Origin of the sequence: Hellea balneolensis DSM 19091 (assembly GCF_000428525.1) — a bacterium.
Taxonomy (GTDB): Bacteria; Pseudomonadota; Alphaproteobacteria; order Caulobacterales; family Maricaulaceae; genus Hellea; species Hellea balneolensis.
This window is the reverse complement of the sequence record NZ_AUAC01000003.1, coordinates 57023-78189: the sequence shown is the minus strand read 5'-3', so window position 1 is coordinate 78189 and position 21167 is coordinate 57023. Positions and strand designations below refer to the sequence as shown.

21 protein-coding genes are annotated in these 21167 nt (G+C 49.3%); 1 reads left to right on the top strand and 20 read right to left on the bottom strand.

What is annotated here, in order from left to right; all coding sequences use genetic code 11:
• Nucleotides 1–2: 2 nt before the first annotated feature.
• The 19 genes from F569_RS0106355 to F569_RS0106265 form a co-directional block, all read right to left on the bottom strand.
• Nucleotides 3–1187, bottom strand: coding sequence for a DNA cytosine methyltransferase (locus tag F569_RS0106355; protein ID WP_233353615.1), 1185 nt, complete (start codon nucleotides 1185–1187; stop codon nucleotides 3–5).
• Nucleotides 1188–1241: 54 nt separating this feature from the next.
• Complete coding sequence (locus F569_RS0106350; protein ID WP_026941513.1) at nucleotides 1242–2522, bottom strand: hypothetical protein; 1281 nt, start codon at nucleotides 2520–2522, stop codon at nucleotides 1242–1244.
• A 264-nt stretch (nucleotides 2523–2786) separates the two neighbouring features.
• Nucleotides 2787–3002: a helix-turn-helix transcriptional regulator gene (locus tag F569_RS0106345; protein WP_026941512.1), complete on the bottom strand. Its 216-nt coding sequence runs from the start codon at nucleotides 3000–3002 to the stop codon at nucleotides 2787–2789.
• 67 nt (nucleotides 3003–3069) lie between these two features.
• Complete coding sequence (locus F569_RS0106340) at nucleotides 3070–3867, bottom strand: hypothetical protein (protein WP_026941511.1); 798 nt, start codon at nucleotides 3865–3867, stop codon at nucleotides 3070–3072.
• Nucleotides 3864–5057, bottom strand: coding sequence for a tyrosine-type recombinase/integrase (locus F569_RS16860; protein ID WP_051279481.1), 1194 nt, complete (start codon nucleotides 5055–5057; stop codon nucleotides 3864–3866). Before F569_RS16860 ends, F569_RS0106340 begins: the two co-directional genes overlap by 4 nt.
• A 480-nt stretch (nucleotides 5058–5537) precedes the next feature.
• Nucleotides 5538–5753 carry a helix-turn-helix transcriptional regulator gene (locus F569_RS20060; RefSeq protein ID WP_034388240.1) on the bottom strand — a complete coding sequence of 72 codons (216 nt, stop codon included), beginning with the start codon at nucleotides 5751–5753 and terminating at the stop codon, nucleotides 5538–5540.
• A 69-nt stretch (nucleotides 5754–5822) separates the two neighbouring features.
• The gene (locus F569_RS0106325) at nucleotides 5823–6143 is read right to left on the bottom strand and encodes a DUF736 domain-containing protein (protein WP_026941509.1); all 321 of its coding nucleotides are present in this window, start codon (nucleotides 6141–6143) and stop codon (nucleotides 5823–5825) included.
• Between the two features lie 33 nt (nucleotides 6144–6176).
• On the bottom strand, nucleotides 6177–6401 hold the full coding sequence (locus tag F569_RS0106320) for a DUF2274 domain-containing protein (RefSeq protein ID WP_026941508.1): 225 nt from the start codon (nucleotides 6399–6401) through the stop codon (nucleotides 6177–6179).
• Nucleotides 6398–7669, bottom strand: a complete 1272-nt coding sequence (locus tag F569_RS0106315; RefSeq protein WP_026941507.1) for a TrbI/VirB10 family protein — start codon at nucleotides 7667–7669, stop codon at nucleotides 6398–6400. The genes F569_RS0106320 and F569_RS0106315 overlap by 4 nt, the downstream gene beginning before the upstream one ends.
• Nucleotides 7666–8718 (bottom strand): P-type conjugative transfer protein TrbG, encoded by a 1053-nt coding sequence (gene trbG, locus F569_RS0106310; protein WP_051279479.1) that lies wholly within the window; start codon nucleotides 8716–8718, stop codon nucleotides 7666–7668. Before trbG ends, F569_RS0106315 begins: the two co-directional genes overlap by 4 nt.
• The gene (trbF, locus tag F569_RS0106305; protein WP_026941505.1) at nucleotides 8715–9416 is read right to left on the bottom strand and encodes a conjugal transfer protein TrbF; all 702 of its coding nucleotides are present in this window, start codon (nucleotides 9414–9416) and stop codon (nucleotides 8715–8717) included. Before trbF ends, trbG begins: the two co-directional genes overlap by 4 nt.
• Nucleotides 9417–9438: 22 nt before the next feature.
• Nucleotides 9439–10809 carry a P-type conjugative transfer protein TrbL gene (gene trbL, locus F569_RS0106300; RefSeq protein ID WP_026941504.1) on the bottom strand — a complete coding sequence of 457 codons (1371 nt, stop codon included), beginning with the start codon at nucleotides 10807–10809 and terminating at the stop codon, nucleotides 9439–9441.
• Nucleotides 10809–11540, bottom strand: coding sequence for a P-type conjugative transfer protein TrbJ (trbJ, locus tag F569_RS0106295; protein ID WP_026941503.1), 732 nt, complete (start codon nucleotides 11538–11540; stop codon nucleotides 10809–10811). The genes trbL and trbJ overlap by 1 nt, the downstream gene beginning before the upstream one ends.
• The gene (trbE, locus tag F569_RS0106290) at nucleotides 11519–13978 is read right to left on the bottom strand and encodes a conjugal transfer protein TrbE (RefSeq protein ID WP_026941502.1); all 2460 of its coding nucleotides are present in this window, start codon (nucleotides 13976–13978) and stop codon (nucleotides 11519–11521) included. The genes trbJ and trbE overlap by 22 nt, the downstream gene beginning before the upstream one ends.
• Complete coding sequence (locus F569_RS0106285) at nucleotides 13975–14250, bottom strand: VirB3 family type IV secretion system protein (RefSeq protein WP_026941501.1); 276 nt, start codon at nucleotides 14248–14250, stop codon at nucleotides 13975–13977. The genes trbE and F569_RS0106285 overlap by 4 nt, the downstream gene beginning before the upstream one ends.
• Nucleotides 14250–14591 carry a TrbC/VirB2 family protein gene (locus F569_RS0106280; RefSeq protein WP_051279477.1) on the bottom strand — a complete coding sequence of 114 codons (342 nt, stop codon included), beginning with the start codon at nucleotides 14589–14591 and terminating at the stop codon, nucleotides 14250–14252. Before F569_RS0106280 ends, F569_RS0106285 begins: the two co-directional genes overlap by 1 nt.
• On the bottom strand, nucleotides 14576–15586 hold the full coding sequence (trbB, locus tag F569_RS16855) for a P-type conjugative transfer ATPase TrbB (RefSeq protein ID WP_034387939.1): 1011 nt from the start codon (nucleotides 15584–15586) through the stop codon (nucleotides 14576–14578). The genes F569_RS0106280 and trbB overlap by 16 nt, the downstream gene beginning before the upstream one ends.
• Nucleotides 15579–16097 (bottom strand): hypothetical protein, encoded by a 519-nt coding sequence (locus F569_RS0106270; protein ID WP_026941499.1) that lies wholly within the window; start codon nucleotides 16095–16097, stop codon nucleotides 15579–15581. The genes trbB and F569_RS0106270 overlap by 8 nt, the downstream gene beginning before the upstream one ends.
• A gap of 2 nt (nucleotides 16098–16099) precedes the next feature.
• Nucleotides 16100–18160, bottom strand: a complete 2061-nt coding sequence (locus tag F569_RS0106265; RefSeq protein ID WP_026941498.1) for a conjugal transfer protein TraG — start codon at nucleotides 18158–18160, stop codon at nucleotides 16100–16102.
• Nucleotides 18161–18437: 277 nt separating this feature from the next.
• Here F569_RS0106265 and F569_RS0106260 point away from each other — a divergent pair, with 277 nt between their 5' ends.
• Entirely contained in the window at nucleotides 18438–19700 is a 1263-nt protein-coding gene (locus tag F569_RS0106260; protein WP_026941497.1) for a Y-family DNA polymerase, read from the top strand.
• 253 nt (nucleotides 19701–19953) lie between these two features.
• Here the strand turns inward: F569_RS0106260 and F569_RS0106255 are convergent, their stop codons facing one another.
• Entirely contained in the window at nucleotides 19954–21159 is a 1206-nt protein-coding gene (locus F569_RS0106255; protein WP_154813663.1) for a hypothetical protein, read from the bottom strand.
• Nucleotides 21160–21167 lie beyond the last annotated feature (8 nt).

Sequence of the window (21167 nt, the reverse complement as noted above, 5' to 3'; positions counted from 1 at the left end):
AACTAAGGCTTTACACTAAGCAATGTGTTGCTAACACTAGATGCCACAGCGGCTCCGAGAGCTACGGGTACTGCATTCCCAAGTTGCCGCATAGCTTCAGACCACGTACCCGAGATTTCGAAATTATCAGGAAATGTCTGAAGGCGAGCGCTTTCCCTTATAGTAAAATAGCGCACTTGGCCATTAGCGTTACGTAGCATATTTTCTCCTCCAGGAACACCGTGAACGCCTGCTTTCAATGTCTTCGCTGGTAAGTCCAAGGGGGAGCCAGTATGGCCAGGGTAGCTTCTAGCACCTTTTTGGAGACGATGATTAAGAATTTTCGAATGAGCTTTAGGCGTTGGGGCTGGCAAATCATCTAATGCTTCCCTAACGGTTTTCCAACTGGCCAAAGCTTGCTTTTCGTTATCACGAGATTGAATGCGTTTCACGGATTTTTGTATTTGTGGCGATATAGCAAGCTGTTTTTCGGTTATACCAAGGCGTTCAGCATACACTCCACTAGCTAATTCTTGTAATAACGCCTCTTTACAATGTGTAGCTTGCGGGAAGTGCCACTGGAGACCTAAGTCAGCACGAAAGCCAACGAAAAATACTCGGTGTCTTTGTTGCGGCACACCATAATCAGCGGCGTTTAACACCTGCGTAACTACTCGGTAATCATTTGCATCGTCAGAGTGGCCTGTGTGGTGTCTTTGTAATCGAGATAGGTGGTCAGCCCAATCCTCTCCTTGTCTAGAAACCAACTGAGGATGACGCATTTGCAAAGTAATATACTCAAAATAAGGCCGAAAAGACTCGCGGGTTAACCCGCGAACATTTTCAAAAATAAAAGCTTTTGGCCTTGTTTCGCGCACCGCTCGTACAGCTTCAGGAAACATATCACGACTATCCGTCTGAGCTTGGTGCTTTCCGCCCAACGAAAATGGCTGGCATGGCGGGCCGCCTATTACAAGGTCAATCTTGCTTTGATACTCTCGAAAATCCTGATTACGCACGTCTTTGCCAATCTTTTTTGGCCATGTACTCAAGGCTCCGTTTTTGCGATCCCTGTTTATCAATATAGTTTTACGACAATCTCTATTCCATTCGACCACTGCAATAGGTTCGATACCTGACTGCTTTGCGCCCAGCCCCAACCCCGCAGCACCTGCAAAAAGCTCAATTGATGTCAGGCTATGGTCCATAAACGTCTCCTATATCTAAAAGACGGTAATTTGGAGGTTCTGACAAGAGGGATTTTAATAGTTTAGCCTATCTTTCGCCTTGCTATAGGCTTTCCAAAAAGGGCTGTCATCGCCCGTAGCGCGTTCCAATAGGGCTTTCTCTACCCGTTTTGGTAATTCTTCAATAACATCATCAATGGGTATATCATCGCAAATGGAATAACCAGCCATGTTGCCAATAATCTGGCTTTCATATTCCCGTTTCTTTTGCGCACGAATTGCATTTAAAACCGTTTCTGGTTGGATAAGGGATGTCATAGGCTCTAATTTGCATTTTAAATGCATTTGAACCCATTCCCAAAGGGGATGCAGTGGCTGTCGGCTTACGTTGGTGTCAGTATCATTAGGGGCCACATAACGGATTTGTTCCGTGCTTTTTTGCAAAACATTCCCGATACGGCTTTCCAAATCCTTTTGCGATTTAATCCCGTATTTTCCCAATTCGGTTTTACCCGCTCTTATTTCAACACGGGTAACGGTCATGGTTGGATTAGCCCTAAAATAGCCCTCTGGATAACCCCAAACGTCGAACCACCATTTTTTGCGTTTGGCTATAACTTGCGCCTTTTTATCGTAGATGATGACTTGCCGCCCCGGCATTGTTCCCAGGGTTACGCTTTCAATATCCCGTCCTCGCATAACAGCCGTCTTACGGATTGCATTATTAGGCGCTTCCTTGCCGTCAACAGTTTGGACCTTATTAGGGCTATTTAGCCCGTTATAGGCCCCATTTGGGGCCAAGAAAGGGGTATCCGATAGGGCATCGCTATGCCCTATTTTATGGGCGTTATCTTGGCGGCAACTTGGCGGTTTTTGTCGATAATAAATCGATTTTTTGACGCGAGAGTGAGCGACAAAGTTATCGATTTTTATCGATAAATTATCGGTTAAAAAATCGATACAGTAATCGACACGGTTATATGAAACGTCCGTGATAATGAAACCGATTTCCGAAACGGCTTTTAATGCATTATTTGTCGCTTTTTGTCGTTTATGCACCGCCAATGACTCAGCACTTATTTTTACAAAGCCATTCCAGTTATCACGGATAAGATTATCTTTAAGACTTATCACCTCTCCTAACGTCCCTGTATCGATAACAAATGCATAACCGCCCTGTTGCCCGCTTTTCTTAACCCGTACCTTTCGGCCCGTTTTGCCAAGCGTTATCGTTATGTCTTGATCTTCTTTCTTTGCCCGTTCTTTGGCCATGCGTAGTTGTTCAATAGCCCAAGGTTCCAAAGCACCTTGAAGAGCAAAAGCAATCGTATCAAAGCCTGAATGTAATAGTTCCATAGATATACTCCGTCTTACGCTGGGTCATACGAGAGGGGGGTGTTACGAAGACCCCCCTTTTTGCTTTATCCAGCTAGTTTGTTTGTTAAATTATGCGGGTGCTAACGCACCCGAACCGCTTCTTATTTGAGGGCACTACGTGCCCTGCTCTATTGAGAGAGACCCGGCACGGAGCAAGCTCCGAACCGGATCAGGGACAAGCGCAAACTTGTGCCCTCAAAGTCCCCATGGGCGCGGTTAACCCCCATGAGGCAAAAGTGGTCATTAACCGAATGTTTGGGAGGTGTGGAGACGCTTGCGTTCTTCGATAAACTCTAAAACATCGCTGCGCTGATACCGTACCGAGCGGCCAATTTTCACATATTTTGGACCGCCGCCGCGTAAACGCCAATTCTGCAAAGCTCGCGGCGTGTAACAGATTAAGCTCGCCGCTTCTTTTTCGGTCATGAGTTGGTTTGGATTTTGCTCTGTAGATGTCATGAGGTCTCCTTAAAATACACTCTATGACTCACCATTACTCTGCTGGTTCTAGCAAAGCATGGGGTAACTACCCCGCTAAACTCTTATCTAGTTGTACCCTAAATTTCTCATTCTTCTCATACTTAATGAGTGCATTCTCTATCGTTACATAGGCGATTTCAGAATGCAGTTTGTCCATGCAATACATTGCGAAATTCAGGAATCTTGTTCTCCCATTTTTGCCGCTATGCCCATCAAACTTAAATGAACGCCCTACCCCTTCAATCCAAAACTTTCTCAGATACCATAACCACATATGAAGCGGCATGTTTCCTTTTGGACTCTTAACTCCAATTTTGTGAAATTTTGCGAAATCTGTATTTTTTAGACTTTCTCTAAGTGATACTAGAGTATTTAAGTTTTCGCGTAGCTCATCAAAATAACCTTCGACAAAACGAGGACCAACAATTTCTGGATCAGAGTTTTGTACTAATTTCAATAATTCGACTATCGATGGATCTATACGATCTACATAATATAAAAGTCGATTAGCCTCTTTAGAGAGGAGTGCTAATTCTGACAACTCATCATCAAACATATCTGGGTGAGCTTTGGAAACATAACTCATGGCATATTGTTTGGCTATAAAGTCCAAACCTTGGATTAGTTCTGAAACCTCAAGTTCTAAGAATTGATACTCGCTTTCCAGCTCATCTTTATATTTCTTATAGATACTCCAGTCTTCATTATTTGCGCTATCGACTACTACTTGTTCCAATGCAGTAGTAATATCTACGCCTTCTGGCATGCGCTGAAATAAAGGCTCTATGCGTTCAAGATGTCCTTTTAAAATTGGACAGCTAACATTCACGTCATTAAAATTCATGGCTTTGAGGCCTCCAAATAGTGGATGTTATTGTTGTCAAAGTTATTCTTTTTTGTGACGCGTAATACGTTCCCTATTAATTCTGTTGCATCTAATAACTCTGCATCAGCCAAATGCGCGTATCGCATCGTGGTCGTAATTTGTGAATGACCTAAAAGTTTGCTTACAATGGCAAGTGGCGTTCCGCCCATTACCGCATGCGAGGCAAATGTATGCCGTAGGTCATGTATTCTCACATCTTCAAGCCCTGCTCTTTTGCGAATATGCCGCCAAGATTTTTGTAAGTTGATAATGGGCTGTCCTTCCACATTTCCGCAAATCACATAATCATTATCGGGCTTTCGAGATATTTTTGATAAGATGGCCATCGCATCTTTATTTAGTGGAACCCGTTTATACCCTGTCTTTGTATCTGGGAACTCGACTCTATTACCTTTCAGATATTCCCATTTCATCGTTCTGATTTCGCCAAGCCTGCACCCTGTCAAAATCAAAAGCTTAAAAGCTGAAACGGCATAAGGGCTTATGTCGCCGCTATCACGCGCCGCCTCCAAAGCATTCCATAGGCGTTCAAGCTCGGTACGATCTAAAAATCTACTCCGCGCCTTTTCTTTATACCGCTCAATTTGGGTGCATGGGTTAACGCTTCCGTCCCTGTAGCCCCATTTCTCACATAGGTTAAAAATTTTGGATAGAGCGCTGACAGTTCGATTAGCCTGAATTGGTGTCGCTCGCATTTTATGATGCAGCTCATGAATGTCCCTGTGGGAAATATCAGCAACGCGCCTAGAGCCAAGTGCAGGCAATATATAGGCGCGAATGTTACGCTTATAATCTGACTGCGTAGATGGTTTAAGCCTTACGTTAACATGCTCTCGCATAAATCGCTCCGCTACATATGTTAAGGTCGGAGATTCCCGAAATGCCTTTGCTGCTTTCGCTGGACTTTGGCCTTGAGCAATCTCTCCCAATAATATCTGCGCATCTTTTCTTGCATCAAAAGCCGTTATCCTTCCGTGCTGACCTATCCTTATGCGTTGCGTTCGTCCTGCATGGCGATATTGCACAATGAAGGTCTTTCGTCCTTTAGCGGATACTCTTAGGCCGAAGCCTTTCAAATCATCATCCCAATGGAATTGATCTTTATCGGACGCGGCTATTTTGTCGATGTTTGTTTTATTCAGTTTCAAAACCAACTCCAAATTTGGAAGCAATTTGGAAGCAAAACCGTAGCGAAAACCACTGCCCTTCCAGAGTCATAGAGAGTAGTGAAACTTAAAAAATGTCAATAGTTTCAGAGATTTATGAACGTTCAGCGTAAAGCAGAGAAAACGGTGATAATGGCCCAAAAGCGCTTTGTAATCAGGGGGTCCGCGGTTCGAGTCCGTGTGGGGGCACCATTTTTCTCAATAAATTCAAAGATTTAGACTGCACTAGAGAAATTCGCCTGTCCTCATTTTTACTCCAGTAAGCACATAGTAAGCACGCGCTTCATTTGCCAATTTGCGTCGATTTTGCGTGATTACTGGGAGGATTTATTACTGTGGATAACTGGGATGCGAGCGTCGAATCGGAAACGCATCCCCTTGGTTCTCAAGGAAATGCGCTTAACTCAGCATTCACGTAGGATTTTAGCTCGATACGCTTGGCTACTTGGTGATCAGCATAGACTAGTAGTTTGAAGTCGAAGTTGCTGCACCTTCATTCAAAAAGCCTTCAAGATCTTTCTGCCTATATCTCACCGCCCTACCCATTTTTATAAACGTGGGACCACCACCATGACAGCGCCACTTATTCAAAGTCGAACGGGCAAGACCTAGGTAGATTGCGGCCTGATCAACGGTCAGTAGTGCGACTGGTGCTTTGCTTCGTGATATAGTTTCCATTGCTAACTCCTGTGCCTGAAACTTTGAATAGGTAACCACCACCGCCCAAGCGGCGCTGGTTAAAGTTTCCTATTGAGATTTGGGACGCGACCAAACCAAGTCTGCTCCGTCTTCGCGGTGAAATAGCGCTGCATTAATTGGCTTAGTCATCTCAGGGCCGTCGAGTTTCACGCTGATATATTCCAAAGGTGCGGTATCATCTTCCGGTTCTGTGACATCATTCCAAGCCACGCCGAGATCACAGCGGCCGGATTTCACAAAGTAATCCGGGCTGTTCTCAGTCTTTTTCTTTTCATTCGCCACAAAGCGAACCTTCTTATTTGTCATCAGTGTTGCGATCGTGCCCTCAAAGCCCGTCGCAGTCGGTTTGAATGTTCCAATAGTAGCCATAGCGTTTTTCTCCTGTGCTTGACGTGGTGGAAATTAGGCCAGCTCGCGCTTAGCCTTTTTGAACCCCGCATCACCGGCAAGAAAACTTGCCAGCATTGACGGGATGAGCGCTGAGACATCGGCCTTTTCGCCGTAAGCCTTTTCATAGACTTTGGCGTAGGCCTCCAATTCAGCTTCCAAGTCCGGCATCACAGAGATTGTGTGCTTGGTTGGCTTGGTATCGGGAAGTTTGTTTAATTTGATCTGAGGCTGACTCATGGTCTGGCTCCGTAGGGTTTGAGGATGAGGTCGCGCGAGACAATGACATTAAACCGCCAGCCTTGGCGCACCGTGATGGTGGGTTGAACATTCAGATTGCGGTCAATGATCCGCTGCCCGGCTATATTGGCTGTGTCTTGGCCCGCATTCTGTAAGGCTCGCGTCAGGCGGTCAGTATCATCGCTCGCCAGCTCGGAGCCGATTGAGAGAAGCGATGACAGAGCAGCGCCTTTGATAAACTGCCAAGTGTGGCGATCAACTTTGTCTTTAAGACCTGCAAATCCTTGGCTGTCGGACCCCGGCAGATTATCAAGCTGAATGCTGTCGCCGTTCGGTAAGATAAGCCGCGTCCAAACCACTAGCGCACGGCTTTGACCGAAAGCGATGACGCTGTCATAGCGTCCCATGAGACGAGATCCTTGCGGGATAAGCAAATACTGCCCCGTCACCGTGTCGTAGACGTTTTCAGTCACTTGACCGATGACTTGGCCCGGCAGGTCAGAGTTTAGTCCTGTCACCAGTGACGCTGGGATAATATTGCCCGCCATGACCTGATAAGGTGAGCGCGGTGACACGAGACCGTGCGAGTTGTAAATATCATCTTCCTCGCGGTCCAAAAAGGCCTGCTTATCCACTTGCCCATTTGGATCATTCTCAGCTTCGCCTAAATCAAACCCAGATGGCGGCGCGGGATAACCGGGCATTCCCCGCACCGGAAATCCGAGGCCTTGGCTCAATGGGTCAACTGATGTGGCGCGCGCATATTGCTGAACCTGACCGTCCGAGGCTTTACGGCCCACATCAAAGAACAAACTTTGAGTAGATGGTCCCGGAGCCGGTGGATTATAAGCAGGAGCTGCGGGTTGGTATGAAGTCTGCGCAGGCGTGCTATAGGCTCTACGTTTCGGTCGAGATGGCTCTAAAGCGACGGCGACTTGGGCAGGTGTCGTCAATGCCTGATCTTTAGCCAGATAGGCTTCGCCTAAGTCCCCTGGCAAAGGTGGTCCCAGCTTTGGCTTCATCTCTTCATAGCTCTTAGGCAAAAGCTCTAATCCTGCCGCCATCGGCTTGTGGGTGACATTGTAAAGCTCTTCTGCTTTTTCATCGTGCTGGGGTGATTGAAGCGCCATGGCCAATGCGCCAAACATGACAGCGCCTAATACCAGACTTCCGCCGAGGAGCGCTTTACGGCTAAACCGACGAACAGCACGCGGCCGTGCCCGTATTGTGAGATTGGGAGGCGTTTCATTCATGCCGGAAACACTCATGATTGCCGCTCGATACGAACCACGGTTTGATCTTTCTCGCCCAGACGCAATTCAGCGGCGTCGAATAGACGGTCAACAACATAGTAGCCGTCGCGAACGCGGTAATTAACAAGTTTACTGATGGTTCCTGTTCCGTCCGTGACAAATAAGGGTGGTGCTTCAGAAACGGCCAAACCTTCCGGAAATTCAATGAATACTTTCGATCCATCATCAAATACCCGAGTTGGCCGCCAATGCGGCGTGTCGCCTTTGATGACGTAATCAAAGCGCAGATCATCAGCGTTCAGACCTGCATCCACCCTTTCAAAGCTTGCTTTGGTGACAAGGTCTGTTGCAGGAGCGGTCTTTCGCATATTTCGGATGGCTTGGTGCGGATAGCGCCAAGACACCGCCGCCATATAGGTGTCAGCAAAAGACTTCAGATCAAGGTAATAGGTGCGCCGTGTAGACGTAATAATGGCATTGGTCGATAGATTGGCCGCCATGGGCTTCACCAAAATATGCACCTGCTCATTTACGCCGCTGCCTGAAACCGTATCGCCTACTGTCCAGCGTTCGGTATCTCCCGCGGAGACCGTGATAAGCCCTTCACCCTTTTCCAATGCAATGTCGGTGACCTGCGTTGGTGAGGTGTAGACCTGATAAAGCGATCCAGGCGTATAGGGGTAGAGCTGAATCGCATTGAGATAATTATCTGTCGTCGGCTTCACAATCGCAGCATCATTGGCGTAGCTGACAGCTTGAAAGCCGGACAGAGACGGCCCGCTATCAAATAAATCCACATCGATCGGCATAGGCTTCATCTGCCCATCCATTATCAAGCTGGGCATCGTCTGGGCCGTGTAATCTTCGGCTTCACTTAAAACGTCATACATTTGTGCGGGTTCAGGCACATAGAGCGCTTTGGACATTTCATCCGGCCTTGTTACGTTTCCTGATTTAAGATTGCCCCATGCGCCTTCAAGAGTAGCACAACCCGATAGACTAACAGCGGCAACCAAAATTGACGTGCCTAGGATTAGGCGTGCTTTGTGTGATGTCTGTTTCATTGTGAGGCTCCCGCTGCATTGAGGTCTTTTGACCAGTGAAGTCCGTGGACATAGAGACCAAGCGGATTGCGGTGCAGAGTCTCTGCATCCGTCGGCGGCTTGGTGATGATCGAAAGGCTCGCCGTGTAAGTCTGCGTGGTCAGCTGCGCGCCATTACGGAAAGATTTTTCGCGCCAACGCACTTCAAAGCTATCCTCGGATGAGCGCACGATACTCGTGACATCCACGGTCACGCTGCGCTGCCCAATATCGGCAAAAGGGTCATTCTCATTGGCGTAGGTATTGAGCGTGAGCGCCGCTTGATCTGTGGCGTAATTATAAGCGTTCAGCCAATTATCACGCAGAACAACAGGGTCGATTGAGACTGACCGGACATTGCTTATGAAGCGCGCTAATTGATGCGCAATCTGCGCGTCTGAAGGTTTGAAATTGGTTTGAGCCGGACCTGACGCTTTAACTGCGCCGCTTTCGTCAACTTCAACCACCCAGGGCACGATACTCGCTTGGGCGCTTTGATATATCAGACCGCTTGTCGAGAGCGCGGCTAATCCCATGGCCCCGCAAAAGGCCAAGCACCATCTGTTACCGCGCGCATTGGCTCGACCTAACCGCCGATCCTCTTTTTGTCCTGCGCGTTGATACGGCGTCTCAGGGACAGGTGTTTTTCCAAATTTAGATTGGCTACGTTTCCATTTCATCGTCTTGTCCTCCTATTAAGATTTATGCGTCCGGGTTTAAGGATGGGCCGCTTCCACTGCCGCCGCCATCACCGCCGCGAAGCGCATTTGTGGCTGTGCGCGTGGCGTGACGCGTTTGCTGTTGCCTATGAACCTTCTTGGCCCAGTTTGGCCCTTTGCCCGTTTCACCCGAGCCGGAACCTCCGCCCCCATCTTTGCGAGGAGCTTTCATGCCTTTGGATAAAGCCGCCATGCCGCCGCGCATGCCATTGCCATGCGCTATTGAAACTGCGCCGCCTGCTGCAAGCGCCTTGCTGCCTCCGGCTTTTGCGACCGACATAATGCCCGCTTGAGCAACAGCACCTACGCCAGCAGCCGCACCTTTAATGCCGCCGCCATGGGACATGCTACCAAGGGTGAAGGCCACTTTGGAACCGCCCGCCATGGATGCGCCTGCTTTCACAGAAGCCGCTGCGCCTTTTCCGATACCTTTAATGCCGGCTCCTGCAACGGCGCCTCCAGCCAAAGCGCCTGCGCCAACTGCCGCCATTGTGCCGACGGCTGCTCCAGCCCCGAGTTGGGGAGCGCCTGAAACCAAGCCTGTTGCGATGCCGGGGCCAAAAATACCGAGAGCGAGTAAAGCCATAGAGCCAAGCATGATGGAGGCCGCGTCTTTCAGCGTGATAGGCACAACCGTATCCGGGTCGCTGGCAGGCGGCGCAAAGGCTGATGTGATGTCACCGAAGATTGTCGACCCAATGCCTATGATAATCGCCAGCACCATGAGCTTGATGCCGCTCGCCACGACGTTTCCGAGAACCTTTTCCGCTAAGAAAGATGTCTTATTCCAGAGAGCAAAGGGTATGAGGATGAACCCTGCAAGCGTTGTCAGTTTGAACTCAAGAATGGTTACAAAGAGCTGTATCGCGATAAAGAAGAAGGCGAACATTGTTATTATCCACGCCAAGAACAGCGCGACGATTAAAACGATATTATGGAAGAACTTCACCGGCCCGGTCAGCTCACCTATTTGCGTCAAAATCGGGTGTGCCGCCTGAAAACCCGTATTGGCAATGAACCCAGGGCGCAGCAGGTCGTCGGCGGTCATTGTCGTGGCCGTCGCTTTTAAGCCAAGCCCGCCAAAACTGTTAAAGACGATATTCGCGAGACCAGAAAAATTGGTGATGATCAGCGCGAAGACGCCAACATACATAACTTTTTTGAGGAATTTTCCGATGACGGAATTATCAGAGCCCATGGCCCAATAAAGGCCTGCAAGAGTAATATCGATACCAATAAGGATAGCCGTGAGATATTGGACCTCGCCGCCAAGCAAACCAAAACCGCTATCGATATAGCTTGTAAAGGTGACGACAAATTCGTCAATCACGCCGAGACTTGTGGGATCAGCCATTACGGTGTGCCTCCGCTGTAGGCATCATCGGAGCGGCCCATAAAAAGCCTCCTGCGTGCGCGGGCTTCTTTTTCGAGGGCGAGTTGGCGCGACGTTTCTAGACTGTTTGCCCGCGCTTGGGTGATTTGCATTTGCTGCGCTTGCATGGACTGTTTGACGAGTAATCCCATCAATTGATTTGTCGATTGCGTGGCTTGCAGCTCGCCGACTGAGCTGTGGCTTGTATTCATAAGCTGACTGAGCAGGACGCTATCTTCTTGGAGGCTTTCAACCATTTTTGACTGCATCAGCATGGCGTCATTTTGCGCGCGCTCTGACATTTCAAACTGCGCTTCAGCTTGCACCACAAGTTCATCTTGCGACATGCCGTCATAGCTTTCAGGAAAATACTCTCTGATAAGCTGGCGTGTGCGGTTTACATCGTAAGCCACATTTTCTGCCTGCCGGTTCAAATAGGCTATCTCATTCAAGATGCGGTTCAGATCAGTGGCGGAGTTCACGTCCAGTCTGGAGAGGTGTTTGGCCTGATTGATCAGCATATTGGCTTCATTGCGAAGTTGTTGCGCTTGGCGAATAATCTGCGTGTAGCTGCGAACAGCGGTGTAGAAATTTTGCACATAATTGGCAGGGTCATAAACAACCCCGCCAAATTGGGCATGGCTCGCGGGCGCATGGGAAAGCCCCATGGCCGCAATGATAGCAATTGTGATTATTCCGCGGCGTCGAGCCATGGGACATACTCCTCTTCATGAAATTGATCAGCCATAAGGTCTGCGGCCCATTCCAAGCCTTTGATGCGCAGCCAATGGGCTGCAAAATTATCAGGCCCGCCAAGTTCGAGGACGCGGTCAATCTGGGTTTGGCCTTCCTCTGAACCTACTGCGCAAAAGGCGAGCGCAACCGGGCCGAGCTGCAAATCAAACAGGCGATTTCCGCCGTGACTTTGAAAATAATAATCCCGCTTAGGCGTTGCCGAGGCTATGATTTGAACTTGGCGTTTATTGAGACCAAAACGGTCATAGGCTTCTTTTTGCTGCGGCTCCATTGCGCGGTTATTGGGAAGAAATATCCTTGACAGGCAGCTTTCAATAATCGCAGGCGCAATCGGGCTGCTCGCAATATCCGCAAGTGATTGGGTCGCAAAGATAACGGAGACGTTCTTCTTACGCAGGACTTTGAGCCATTCTCGAATGCGGTCTGCAAACATCGGATCATCGAGAAAGACCCAGGCCTCGTCCAAAATTAGGAAGGTTGGCTTGCCATCAAAGCGCGCTTCGAGCTTGTGAAACAGATAGGTTAGCACGGGCGCAACAAGCGCCTTTGAGTGCATTAGCTCTTCCATCTCGAATGCCTGCACAGCATTATCGCGCAATGTGTCTTTATTGCCATCGAGAATGTGACCGTAAGCGCCCTCAAGCGTGAAAGGCTTTAGCGCCAGACGTAAATCGCTATCTTGAATTAGAGCCGAAAGGCCTGTGAGCGTGCGCTGCTCTTCCGGCGCGCTGGCAAGGCTTTGCAGAGCGGTCCAAACTGTATTTTCAATCTCCGCCGTGACATCGACGCCTTTAGATGTAAGCAGACCCGCAATCCATTCTGACGCCCAGGCCATCTCATTTGGCTCATCAATCCCTAGCAGGGGCTGAAACACTAAGCCTGAATTGGTTTCGCCGAGAGCATAAAAATCACCATCAAGCGCTTCAATCATGGCGCGTGATGACGCGCCTTTATCAAAGGTGAAAACCTGCGCGTTTGGATAGCGTTTGAACTGCATGGACAGCAGATTGAGCAGCACTGATTTACCCGCGCCCGTGGGGCCCACGACAAGCGTATGCCCGACATCACCTTGATGGGTGACCAGACGAAACGGCGTATGATCTTCTGTTGTTGCATATAGGAGCGGCGCGCCGCCAAGATGCGCGTTACCTTCCGGCCCTGCCCAAACGGCTGAGAGCGGCATCATATGCGCAAGATTTAGTGTCGAGACTAAGGGGACGCGCACATTTGCATATGGATTACCGGGGTGTGTCCCAAGCCAAGCGTCAACGGCATTGACCTTTTCATGTATGGTCACAAAGCCGCGCCCGTTTATAATGCGCTCAACAGCTCTGATACGCGCTTCAGCTACCGTAGCGTCCTCATCCATCACGCATATGGCCGTCGTCATATATCCGTAGGACACGTAATCACCGCCGAGGTCTTGCAAGGCGGCATCTGCATCGATGGCTTTATTGTCAGCATCGCTATCAACAAGCGGCGTCGTTTCATTCATGAGCGCTTCTTTGAGCAGCGCGACAACAGACTTACGCTTGGCGAACCATTGTCGCCGCGTCTTTGTAATGACCTTTGAAGCTTCGGCTTTGGAGAGCGGCAAGAAGCGCGTCATCCATCGGTATGAGAAACCCAATGTGTTCAGCTCATCCAAGATACCCGGCGTAGTCTCGCTCGGAAATCCAAGGATTGTCACTGTATGGATTGAGTGCTCGCCAAGCCGCGGCACAAGTCCGCCGACGAGATCTGAACCGCCAATTAAACTATCAAGATATGCAGGCGTTTTAGGCGTTTTGATTGGGTGACGTTTTGGCGAAACCGTTGAATGCAGGTATGTCAGCGTTTCGTCATCACCCAACCACTCTGCCATTGGAAATTGGCTTCGCAAAAGATCTAAGCATCTGTCGCATTCCGACATGAAGCTTTGCAGATGATCTTGAACCGAGACGCCTTTATCATCCGCTGGCGTATCAATAATCCAGCTTTCTGCCTTACTCGATCTGTCCGCAGGCGGCAGAAATTGGAAGGTCAGATAATAGACGCTTTCATACAAATCGCGCTGACTGGACTCTTCTTCAAACTCGCCCCGACGTTCCTGCTCAACAATCCAGGCAGCAGGGTCGGTATATTCAGACACAGGATATTGACGTGCCGGAATACGGGCGGCTTCAAAGTAGAGTGCCCAACCTGAGCCAAAACGGCGGAGGGCATTATTAAGGCGCGCGCAGGTCGCCACTAATTCTTCTTCAGTCGAGCTTTCAAGGTCAGGCCCGCGAAACTCCGCTGTGCGCTGAAAACTGCCGTCCTTATTGAGCACCGTGCCCGGCGCAATCAGAGCCGTCCAAGGCAGGTAATCAGACAGGCAATCCGGCCGCTTTTGATATTCGCTTAGGTTCATCATGCGAGATACCCTTTGTGTTTGATGTGGCGAACCAGGACTTCCATGAATTGCGGATCACGCGAGGCGAAGAAGACGCAAAGCGTATGGGCGCAGACATAATAGATGATGCCCAGTAGCCAGAGCTGGAGGCCAAGGCCCAAAGCCGCCGCAAGCGTACCGTTGAGTATGGCCGCCGTTCTCGGAACCCCGCCTAAAAGGATGGGCTCGGTCAATGAACGGCGCACCGGAATGGTGAAACCCTCAGGAAGCTGATATGCGGACGCGTCTGCCATTAGATGACCGCGCCGCCTGTAAAGCTGAAGAATGACAGGAAGAAGCTTGTCGCCGTGAAGGCAATGGACAGGCCAAAGACAATCTTGATGAGATTGCGCATACCGCCGCCCGCATCACCAAAGGCGAGGCCAATGCCGGTCATGATGATCGCAATTGTGCCAAAAATCTTGGCAACCGGGCCTTCAATAGATTGCAGAATACTTGTCAGCGGCCCCTCCCACGGCATCGCTGAACCTGCTGCGTGAGCCGTCTGTGGCATGAACATCATAATCAGAACAATGATTGCTGCCCCGTAAAATAGCCGTTGATTGATCGTCCCGTGTGTTAGTGGTCCGTACATGAGTTACCTCCGTCAAATGTGAGTTTAGGAATGGAAGACGACGCTGTGAGCGGTTCGAGCTGATAGCCCTTGTCGGTCACATCAATGAGGCGCGCGATTGTCTGCACGCGGCGTTTCGAACCTCGCCCGGAAATGAAGACAACCACGTCGATGGCCTCCGCAATCAGAGTCCGCGGAACAATGGCCACACCCTCTAAAATCAGTTGTTCAATCCGGCCCAAGGCCGCTTTTGCTGAATTTGCATGGACGGTCGCGATGCCGCCGGGATGACCCGTCGTCCAAGCCTTGAGCATGTCGAGGGCTTCAGGCCCGCGCACTTCGCCGACAATGATGCGGTCAGGGCGAAGGCGCAGTGTCGAGCGCACCAAATCCGCCAGCGTGACATTCAAGCCGTGTGTGCGAAGCGCCACCGTGTCCTTGGCCGCGCATTGAAGCTCGCGCGTATCTTCCAAAATAAGAACGCGGTCACCTGTGTCCGATATTTCCGACAATAAGGCATTGGCCAGAGTCGTTTTACCGCTAGATGTGCCGCCAACAATGAGGATGTTTTGACGAGACGTGACAGCGTATTTTAAGGCTTCCGACTGCGCGTAAGTTAAGCTGCCCGCATTAACGTAATCGTCTAATGTGAAGACTGCCACGGCCCCTTTGCGAATGGAAAAACACGGTGCTGACACAACAGGTGGCAGCACGCCTTCAAAGCGCTCACCATTCCCCGGAAGCTCTGCGCTGATAATTGGCGCTTTTGCTGTCACGTCCTGATTAATGTGATTGGCGACAAGGCGAACCACGCGCTCGCCCTCATCAGGGGTCAGAACACTATCAGTATCAAAGCGGCCAACGCCTAATTTATCGAGCCATAAACGCCCATCGGGATTGAGCATAATCTCAATGACCTTGGGATCATCTAAGGCCTGAGTGATGACAGGCCCAAGCGCTGTGCGCAGCATAGCAAGTGTGCGGTCTGATGTGGCGGCTGACTGAAGGCTAGACATCAGCTGTCTCCATCTTCTTTTTTGGTGTGGCCGCTTTCTTCTTTTGTAATTTTTCGAGAAGCTGAATTTCATCAAGCCGAAAGAAGTCTTGGTCGGACACCAGCACGTCGGACAGGGCTTGTTTAAACGTCTTACCGCCCATGCGCATTTTAGCGCCGAGCTGATCGACAAATTGGTTCATCAACCCAACGCCGCGCGCCGCGCGCACGTCCGTATCGGCCTTTGAAATTTGGGGCGCCATTGTGAAGTAGAAGTGCAGAAATAAAGCGAACGTCTCGGAGTGCAGATTGAGGTCGCGCGAATGCCGATGATTATGACGGATCATCATATCCAGCTTTTCAAGGATACGGGCGTCTCTCGCGTCGTCATGCTCGAAAGTGAAGCAAGACGACAAAGCATCATTGATGACGCGGGATTTTGTCTTACCCAAGGCGCGTGCCCGCACATCTAAAAGGGCAGCGTTCTCCGGTGTAATACGCGCGCGAACGCGGGCTGTGAGGTCATTGCTCATTGCTACATTCCAAGGTCTATATCTGTGCTGCGGGTCAGGTCGTGGGCGCGGGCAAGATTGGCGGTATCTCTGACAAACTCGCCGAGTTTGATTGCGGGTGTGAGGTCGTTGTCTTCTGAAACATCAAGAGACTTTTCCCCGGCATTGTTTGGTGAATGCGAGGTCTCATGTCCGCTGAGTTCAGGGCTACGCTCTTTGCCGCCGCCGTCTTCATCTTCGTCAGTGTCAGTCTTTGTGTTTAAGGCTGATGCAATTTTTTCTTGAGTGGCTTTATCGGGCACTGTGTAAAGGCGGTCATCCACTGGCCGCGTCGCATCACCCCACATGCAAGACGATGAAGGGGGCAAATCGTCTGAGCTATCCGGGGAAAGATTAGGAGAGTTTTGGACACGGCCAGTGAAATTTTTGTCCGCATAATAGCGGATTTTTTGAGCTTTGATGGGTGAGAACCCTGACAGCAAGATAAGCTGTTGATGGCTTGGCAACTGCATGATCTCGCCCGGCGTGATGAGCTGACGCGCGGTTTCCTGACGGGAGACCATAACGTGTGAGAGCCAGGGCGCGAGGCGATGACCCGCATAGTTGCGCATAGCCCGCATTTCTGTTGTGCTGCCAATCGCATCAGACAGACGCTTAGCTGTGCGCTCGTCATTGGTCGCAAAGGCGACGCGCACATGGCAGTTATCAAGGATAGAATTATTGGGGCCGTAAGCCTTTTCAATCTGATTGAGCGATTGCGAGATTAGAAAAGCACGCAATCCATATCCCGCCATGAAAGCCAGAGAGCTTTCAAAGAAATCGAGACGACCCAGTGCGGGAAACTCGTCCAGCATCAGCAAGAGTTGACGCTTTGCTGTCTTGTCACCGCTGACGACAAGCTCTTCCGTCAAGCGGCGGCCAATCTGATTGAGGATGAGACGAACCAGCGGCTTTGTCCGCGAAATGTCAGATGGCGGAATGACCAGATATAGCGAGACGGGTTTGTCTGCCGCCATAAGATCGGCGATGCGCCAATCACATTTTGATGTCACCTCGGCGACCGTGGGATCTCGGTAAAGACCGAGAAAGCTCATAGCCGTTGATAAAACACCTGAGCGCTCGTTTTCAGATTTATTGAGGAGTTCACGCGCTGCTTGTGCGACCACCGGATGGACTTTTGCCGTTGTCCGGTCGCCGAGATGATTGGTTTTCATCATAACCCGTAGCGTCTTTTCAAAAGAGCGGTTTGGGTCAGACAGGAATGAGGCTACGCGAGCCAGCGTCTTATCGCGCTCTGCATAGAGAATATGGAGTATAGCGCCAACCAAGAGGCTATGTGCGGTCTTTTCCCAATGGTTACGGCGCTCCAGCATACCTTCGGGATCAACAAGGATGTCGGCAATGTTCTGGACATCGCGCACTTCGCACTCGCCCTTTCGGACTTCTAAAAGCGGATTATATTTCGCGCTCTGCGCATTGGTTGGATCAAAGAGCAGGCAATGAGAGAAAGTTGAGCGCCAGCCGGAGGTGAGTTGCCAGTTCTCGCCTTTGATATCGTGAATGACGGCGCTATCTGTCCAAGACAGAAGTGTTGGAATAACCAAGCCGACGCCTTTACCGGAGCGTGTTGGCGCAATGGCCATCACATGCTCCGGGCCGTCATGGCGGATATAGTCATCTTTGGTGCGACCTAGAAACACACCACGCTCACCAAACAGACCGGCTTTCTTAATTTGCTTATCATTGGCCCAACGGGATGAGCCAAATGTGTTCAGCGCTTTGGCGGATCGTCCGCGCAAGACGGACCCAATGACTGCAAATACAATCCCGAGAAGACCGCCTCCCGCTGCAATCTGTCCCCCTCTGGAAAAGATGTGCGGTGCATAGGCATCAAATTGATACCACCATTTGAAGAGGCTCCAAGGTGCATAAATTTTGTGATTGCCAAGCTCTGCAAATCCCGTTCCCAAGTAAGCATCGTAATCAAACTGAAGCGCCACCCACTGCGTAGCATACCATGTCGTCAGAATGATCGTCGTGAAAACAACGAATATCTGTCCAATCAAGATATTTTGTGGCGACATTACCTAAGTCCTTCAATTGCGATGGACTAAGGCTGTCAGAAATGTCGATTTTTGGTCTAGTTCCTAAATAGTGAAATCGCGTGACCTTTTATGACTTTCTATGAATTTCTGTGACTTTCTGTGAAAACGGCGATTTTCCAGACTGGTTGATTTCGGTCATCATTTTCTTGGCAAATTTCAGTTATCCCCATACAAATTAGGAATATAATCCGTTTTTACTTGACTAATGTTCTGTCTTCGTTCTTTTTCGGTCGTCCGCGCTTACCACGGACGAAACATGCGAAAACCTGAAACGATAGAAAGACTTTACCTCGACTTTGACGGGTTCTTTGCATCTGTGGAGCAGCAAGCCAGGCCCGCTCTGCGCGACAAGCCTGTCGGCATCGTGCCGTTCGATGGGACAGTGCATACGGTCGTCATCGCCTGTTCAAAAGAGGCCAAGGCGCGTGGTGTTAAAAACGTCATGAAATTAGCCGATGCCAAGAAGGCTTGTCCTGAGTTAGTGCTGCAATGCCAGAGTCCCGATTTATATCGCCGTGCGCATAATGCCCTTCTTGCCGAGATCAACAGTGTTATCCCCGTTGAAGCTATAAAGTCCATTGATGAGCTATGTTGCAAGCTCGACCCCAAAGACATTGCTGACCCGATAGGCTTATCCGAAAGGCTCAAAGCCGCCATCGCTGAAGGCGTCGGCCCTTTCATAACCTGCTCGATAGGATTTGCCGCCAATCGACACTTGGCAAAGATTGCCTGCAAAATGGATAAGCCTGACGGCACGACCATCTGGCATCCCCATACGATGCCCGGGCCGCTTCTCGATCTGCCTTTTGACGACATCCCCGGGATTGGCAACCGCATGGAGCAGCGACTATTCAATGCGGGCATTCACAATATGGCCGACTTAATGGCGACTGAGCCAAAGCAAATGCGTAAGCTCTGGCGCAGCGTGACCGGCGAACGCCTTTGGTATGCGCTTCATGGGTATGATGTGATGGCACAAAAGTCAGAACGCGGCATGTTTGGACATGGGCGCGTCTTACCGCCTGAACTCCGTAATTTCAAAGACGCGCGTGATTGCTCAAGGCTACTGCTCGTTAAAGCCGCTCGCCGAATGCGGCGCGAGGGCTTTTATGCCAGCTCGCTTTATCTTTGGGTAAGTCTGCGTAACCGCTCAATCAAAGAGCAAGGCTGGGCGTCAACGCATAAGCTGCATATGGCCAATGATGACCAAGCCTGCCTCACTGCGCTGGATGTGCTTTGGGCGAAGGCGAAGTCAACTATTCCAAGTCAGTTCAAAATTGTCCGGGTCGGCGTAACGCTCGGCGATCTCACGGACGCGGCAGCCCGCCAACTTGATATGCTCCTCAATGATGATCCTGAACGTCAAAAATGGGAGTCGGTTACAACCGCAATGGACAGTCTCAACTCACGCTACGGCAAGTCACTGGTAACGATGGGACCGTGGAAGTTACCACCCGGCGGAAACCTAGGCGGCAAAATCAGCTTCACCCGCATCCCTCGCGCGGAGGACTTTTGGTGAGCTGGAAACACAAAATACAAATTTTGGATTTTGAAACAACAGACCGCTTAGAAGCCCGCTGCTGTTCGTGCGGCTACACTTGGTATGAAGACCCCGTCGTCTATTTTCACAAGTCTCATATTAGACAGTTATTTGTCGATGAATTTGAAGCCCGAATGAAATGCAAACAATGGAACTGCGCAGGTAAGATAGTTCTGTCACAGACACACAAAGACGAAACGGAAGGGTTTCAAGGGGGATTGGCTTAAAAATATTAGGCTGAGGCAGTGGAATTTAATTCTTGAATACGTTTCGTTTCTATTGAAACGTTGAAACACTCTATGTCCATTTTCCACCATTCCGTATTCAAATCGCAAGCCTTTTTCTTAAGCTCCGTTAAACTCTCAAACCCATACCAATTATCATCAAGTCCATAATATTTCGCAATAAAGTTAAATGGGTCATTTTTAATGGATGATTGAGGAATATTTAACAACACGCCTGTTTCAGAATTTTTTTCAGCGTAAATATTCTGAGAAGATCTAGTATAAGACTCTCTGATCTCCAACATACGGTTGAAAGCACTAGTATTTTCAGACATGAAACCAGTGGTAACAAAGTCACTCTGACTTATTTCCTCATTGGTAAAGTTACTAAACAAAACCTTAAGCGAAAATTTTTCCTGATTACCTCTATCAATTAAGAATATCCTCGCGTCATTTTTTCTTACAAGGGTCATTTCAAAATCAACTTTATTACTTGCTGAGCCACATGATCCAATAAGCTTACAAAACTTCACCATTGCTTTAAGCATTTCGTCTAATGCATCGTCCGACTTATTTTTATACCAGGGTGAAGTCTTTACGGTTTTTCCTTTTCTAACACCCCATAAATCCTTGTGTTCTTCAAGGGGCCAAATGGAGAATTCTAGTTTTTGGCGACCATGTGTTTGGGAACATATGTCAACCCATTCCTGCAAAGAATCGACTAACAAGTTCATAAAAACATGTGGAGGTCTATTCGTGCTAACATCTCTTGTTTCGATACCGTAAAGTGGTGTTGATAGCATAACGAACAACGTATCTGCGCCGCGTATAGCATTTAGTCTGTCATTTCTGTCATTTGTATACCCCGTAAGAGCAGCGACGAAATCTTCAATATGCTCACCTACGTGATTATAATTTCGTAGTTGTCCGTGAGCTGTTTTGTCTAATCTTTTGAATATTTTCTGACTTGAATTGTTCGAGTTCCATGACCAATAAAATACGAATACACCTAGAACCACGGAAACCAGCAAACCAATAGCAGTAGCAAATAAGGATACACCAGTAGCATATTCCTTATCTGCTATCGCGACGCCACAGCAAATAAATAAACTTAGAACACAAAACCCAGTAACGCCAATAAGCCAATATACCTTCTTGGATCCTTTGACATAAGTTTCTCTGTCTTTGCCTGTTAAATGTTGAACGTCGATCACAGCCCTAC

Bases quoted from the DNA above. Each gene is read 5' to 3' on its own strand.
- F569_RS0106280 (WP_051279477.1), bottom strand. From the start codon at position 14,591: ATGTACGGACCACTAACACACGGGACGATCAATCAACGGCTATTTTAC.
- trbE (WP_026941502.1), bottom strand. From the start codon at position 13,978: ATGATGAACCTAAGCGAATATCAAAAGCGGCCGGATTGCCTGTCTGAT.
- F569_RS0106265 (WP_026941498.1), bottom strand. From the start codon at position 18,160: ATGTCGCCACAAAATATCTTGATTGGACAGATATTCGTTGTTTTCACG.
- F569_RS0106285 (WP_026941501.1), bottom strand. From the start codon at position 14,250: ATGGCAGACGCGTCCGCATATCAGCTTCCTGAGGGTTTCACCATTCCG.
- trbF (WP_026941505.1), bottom strand. From the start codon at position 9,416: ATGAAATGGAAACGTAGCCAATCTAAATTTGGAAAAACACCTGTCCCT.
- F569_RS0106350 (WP_026941513.1), bottom strand. From the start codon at position 2,522: ATGGAACTATTACATTCAGGCTTTGATACGATTGCTTTTGCTCTTCAA.
- F569_RS0106315 (WP_026941507.1), bottom strand. From the start codon at position 7,669: ATGAGTGTTTCCGGCATGAATGAAACGCCTCCCAATCTCACAATACGG.
- F569_RS0106270 (WP_026941499.1), bottom strand. From the start codon at position 16,097: ATGAGCAATGACCTCACAGCCCGCGTTCGCGCGCGTATTACACCGGAG.
- F569_RS0106320 (WP_026941508.1), bottom strand. From the start codon at position 6,401: ATGAGTCAGCCTCAGATCAAATTAAACAAACTTCCCGATACCAAGCCA.
- F569_RS0106340 (WP_026941511.1), bottom strand. From the start codon at position 3,867: ATGAATTTTAATGACGTGAATGTTAGCTGTCCAATTTTAAAAGGACAT.
- F569_RS0106355 (WP_233353615.1), bottom strand. From the start codon at position 1,187: ATGGACCATAGCCTGACATCAATTGAGCTTTTTGCAGGTGCTGCGGGG.
- F569_RS0106345 (WP_026941512.1), bottom strand. From the start codon at position 3,002: ATGACATCTACAGAGCAAAATCCAAACCAACTCATGACCGAAAAAGAA.
- trbG (WP_051279479.1), bottom strand. From the start codon at position 8,718: ATGAAACAGACATCACACAAAGCACGCCTAATCCTAGGCACGTCAATT.
- F569_RS0106260 (WP_026941497.1), top strand. From the start codon at position 18,438: ATGCGAAAACCTGAAACGATAGAAAGACTTTACCTCGACTTTGACGGG.
- trbL (WP_026941504.1), bottom strand. From the start codon at position 10,809: ATGGCTGATCCCACAAGTCTCGGCGTGATTGACGAATTTGTCGTCACC.
- F569_RS0106325 (WP_026941509.1), bottom strand. From the start codon at position 6,143: ATGGCTACTATTGGAACATTCAAACCGACTGCGACGGGCTTTGAGGGC.
- trbB (WP_034387939.1), bottom strand. From the start codon at position 15,586: ATGTCTAGCCTTCAGTCAGCCGCCACATCAGACCGCACACTTGCTATG.
- F569_RS20060 (WP_034388240.1), bottom strand. From the start codon at position 5,753: ATGGAAACTATATCACGAAGCAAAGCACCAGTCGCACTACTGACCGTT.
- trbJ (WP_026941503.1), bottom strand. From the start codon at position 11,540: ATGGCTCGACGCCGCGGAATAATCACAATTGCTATCATTGCGGCCATG.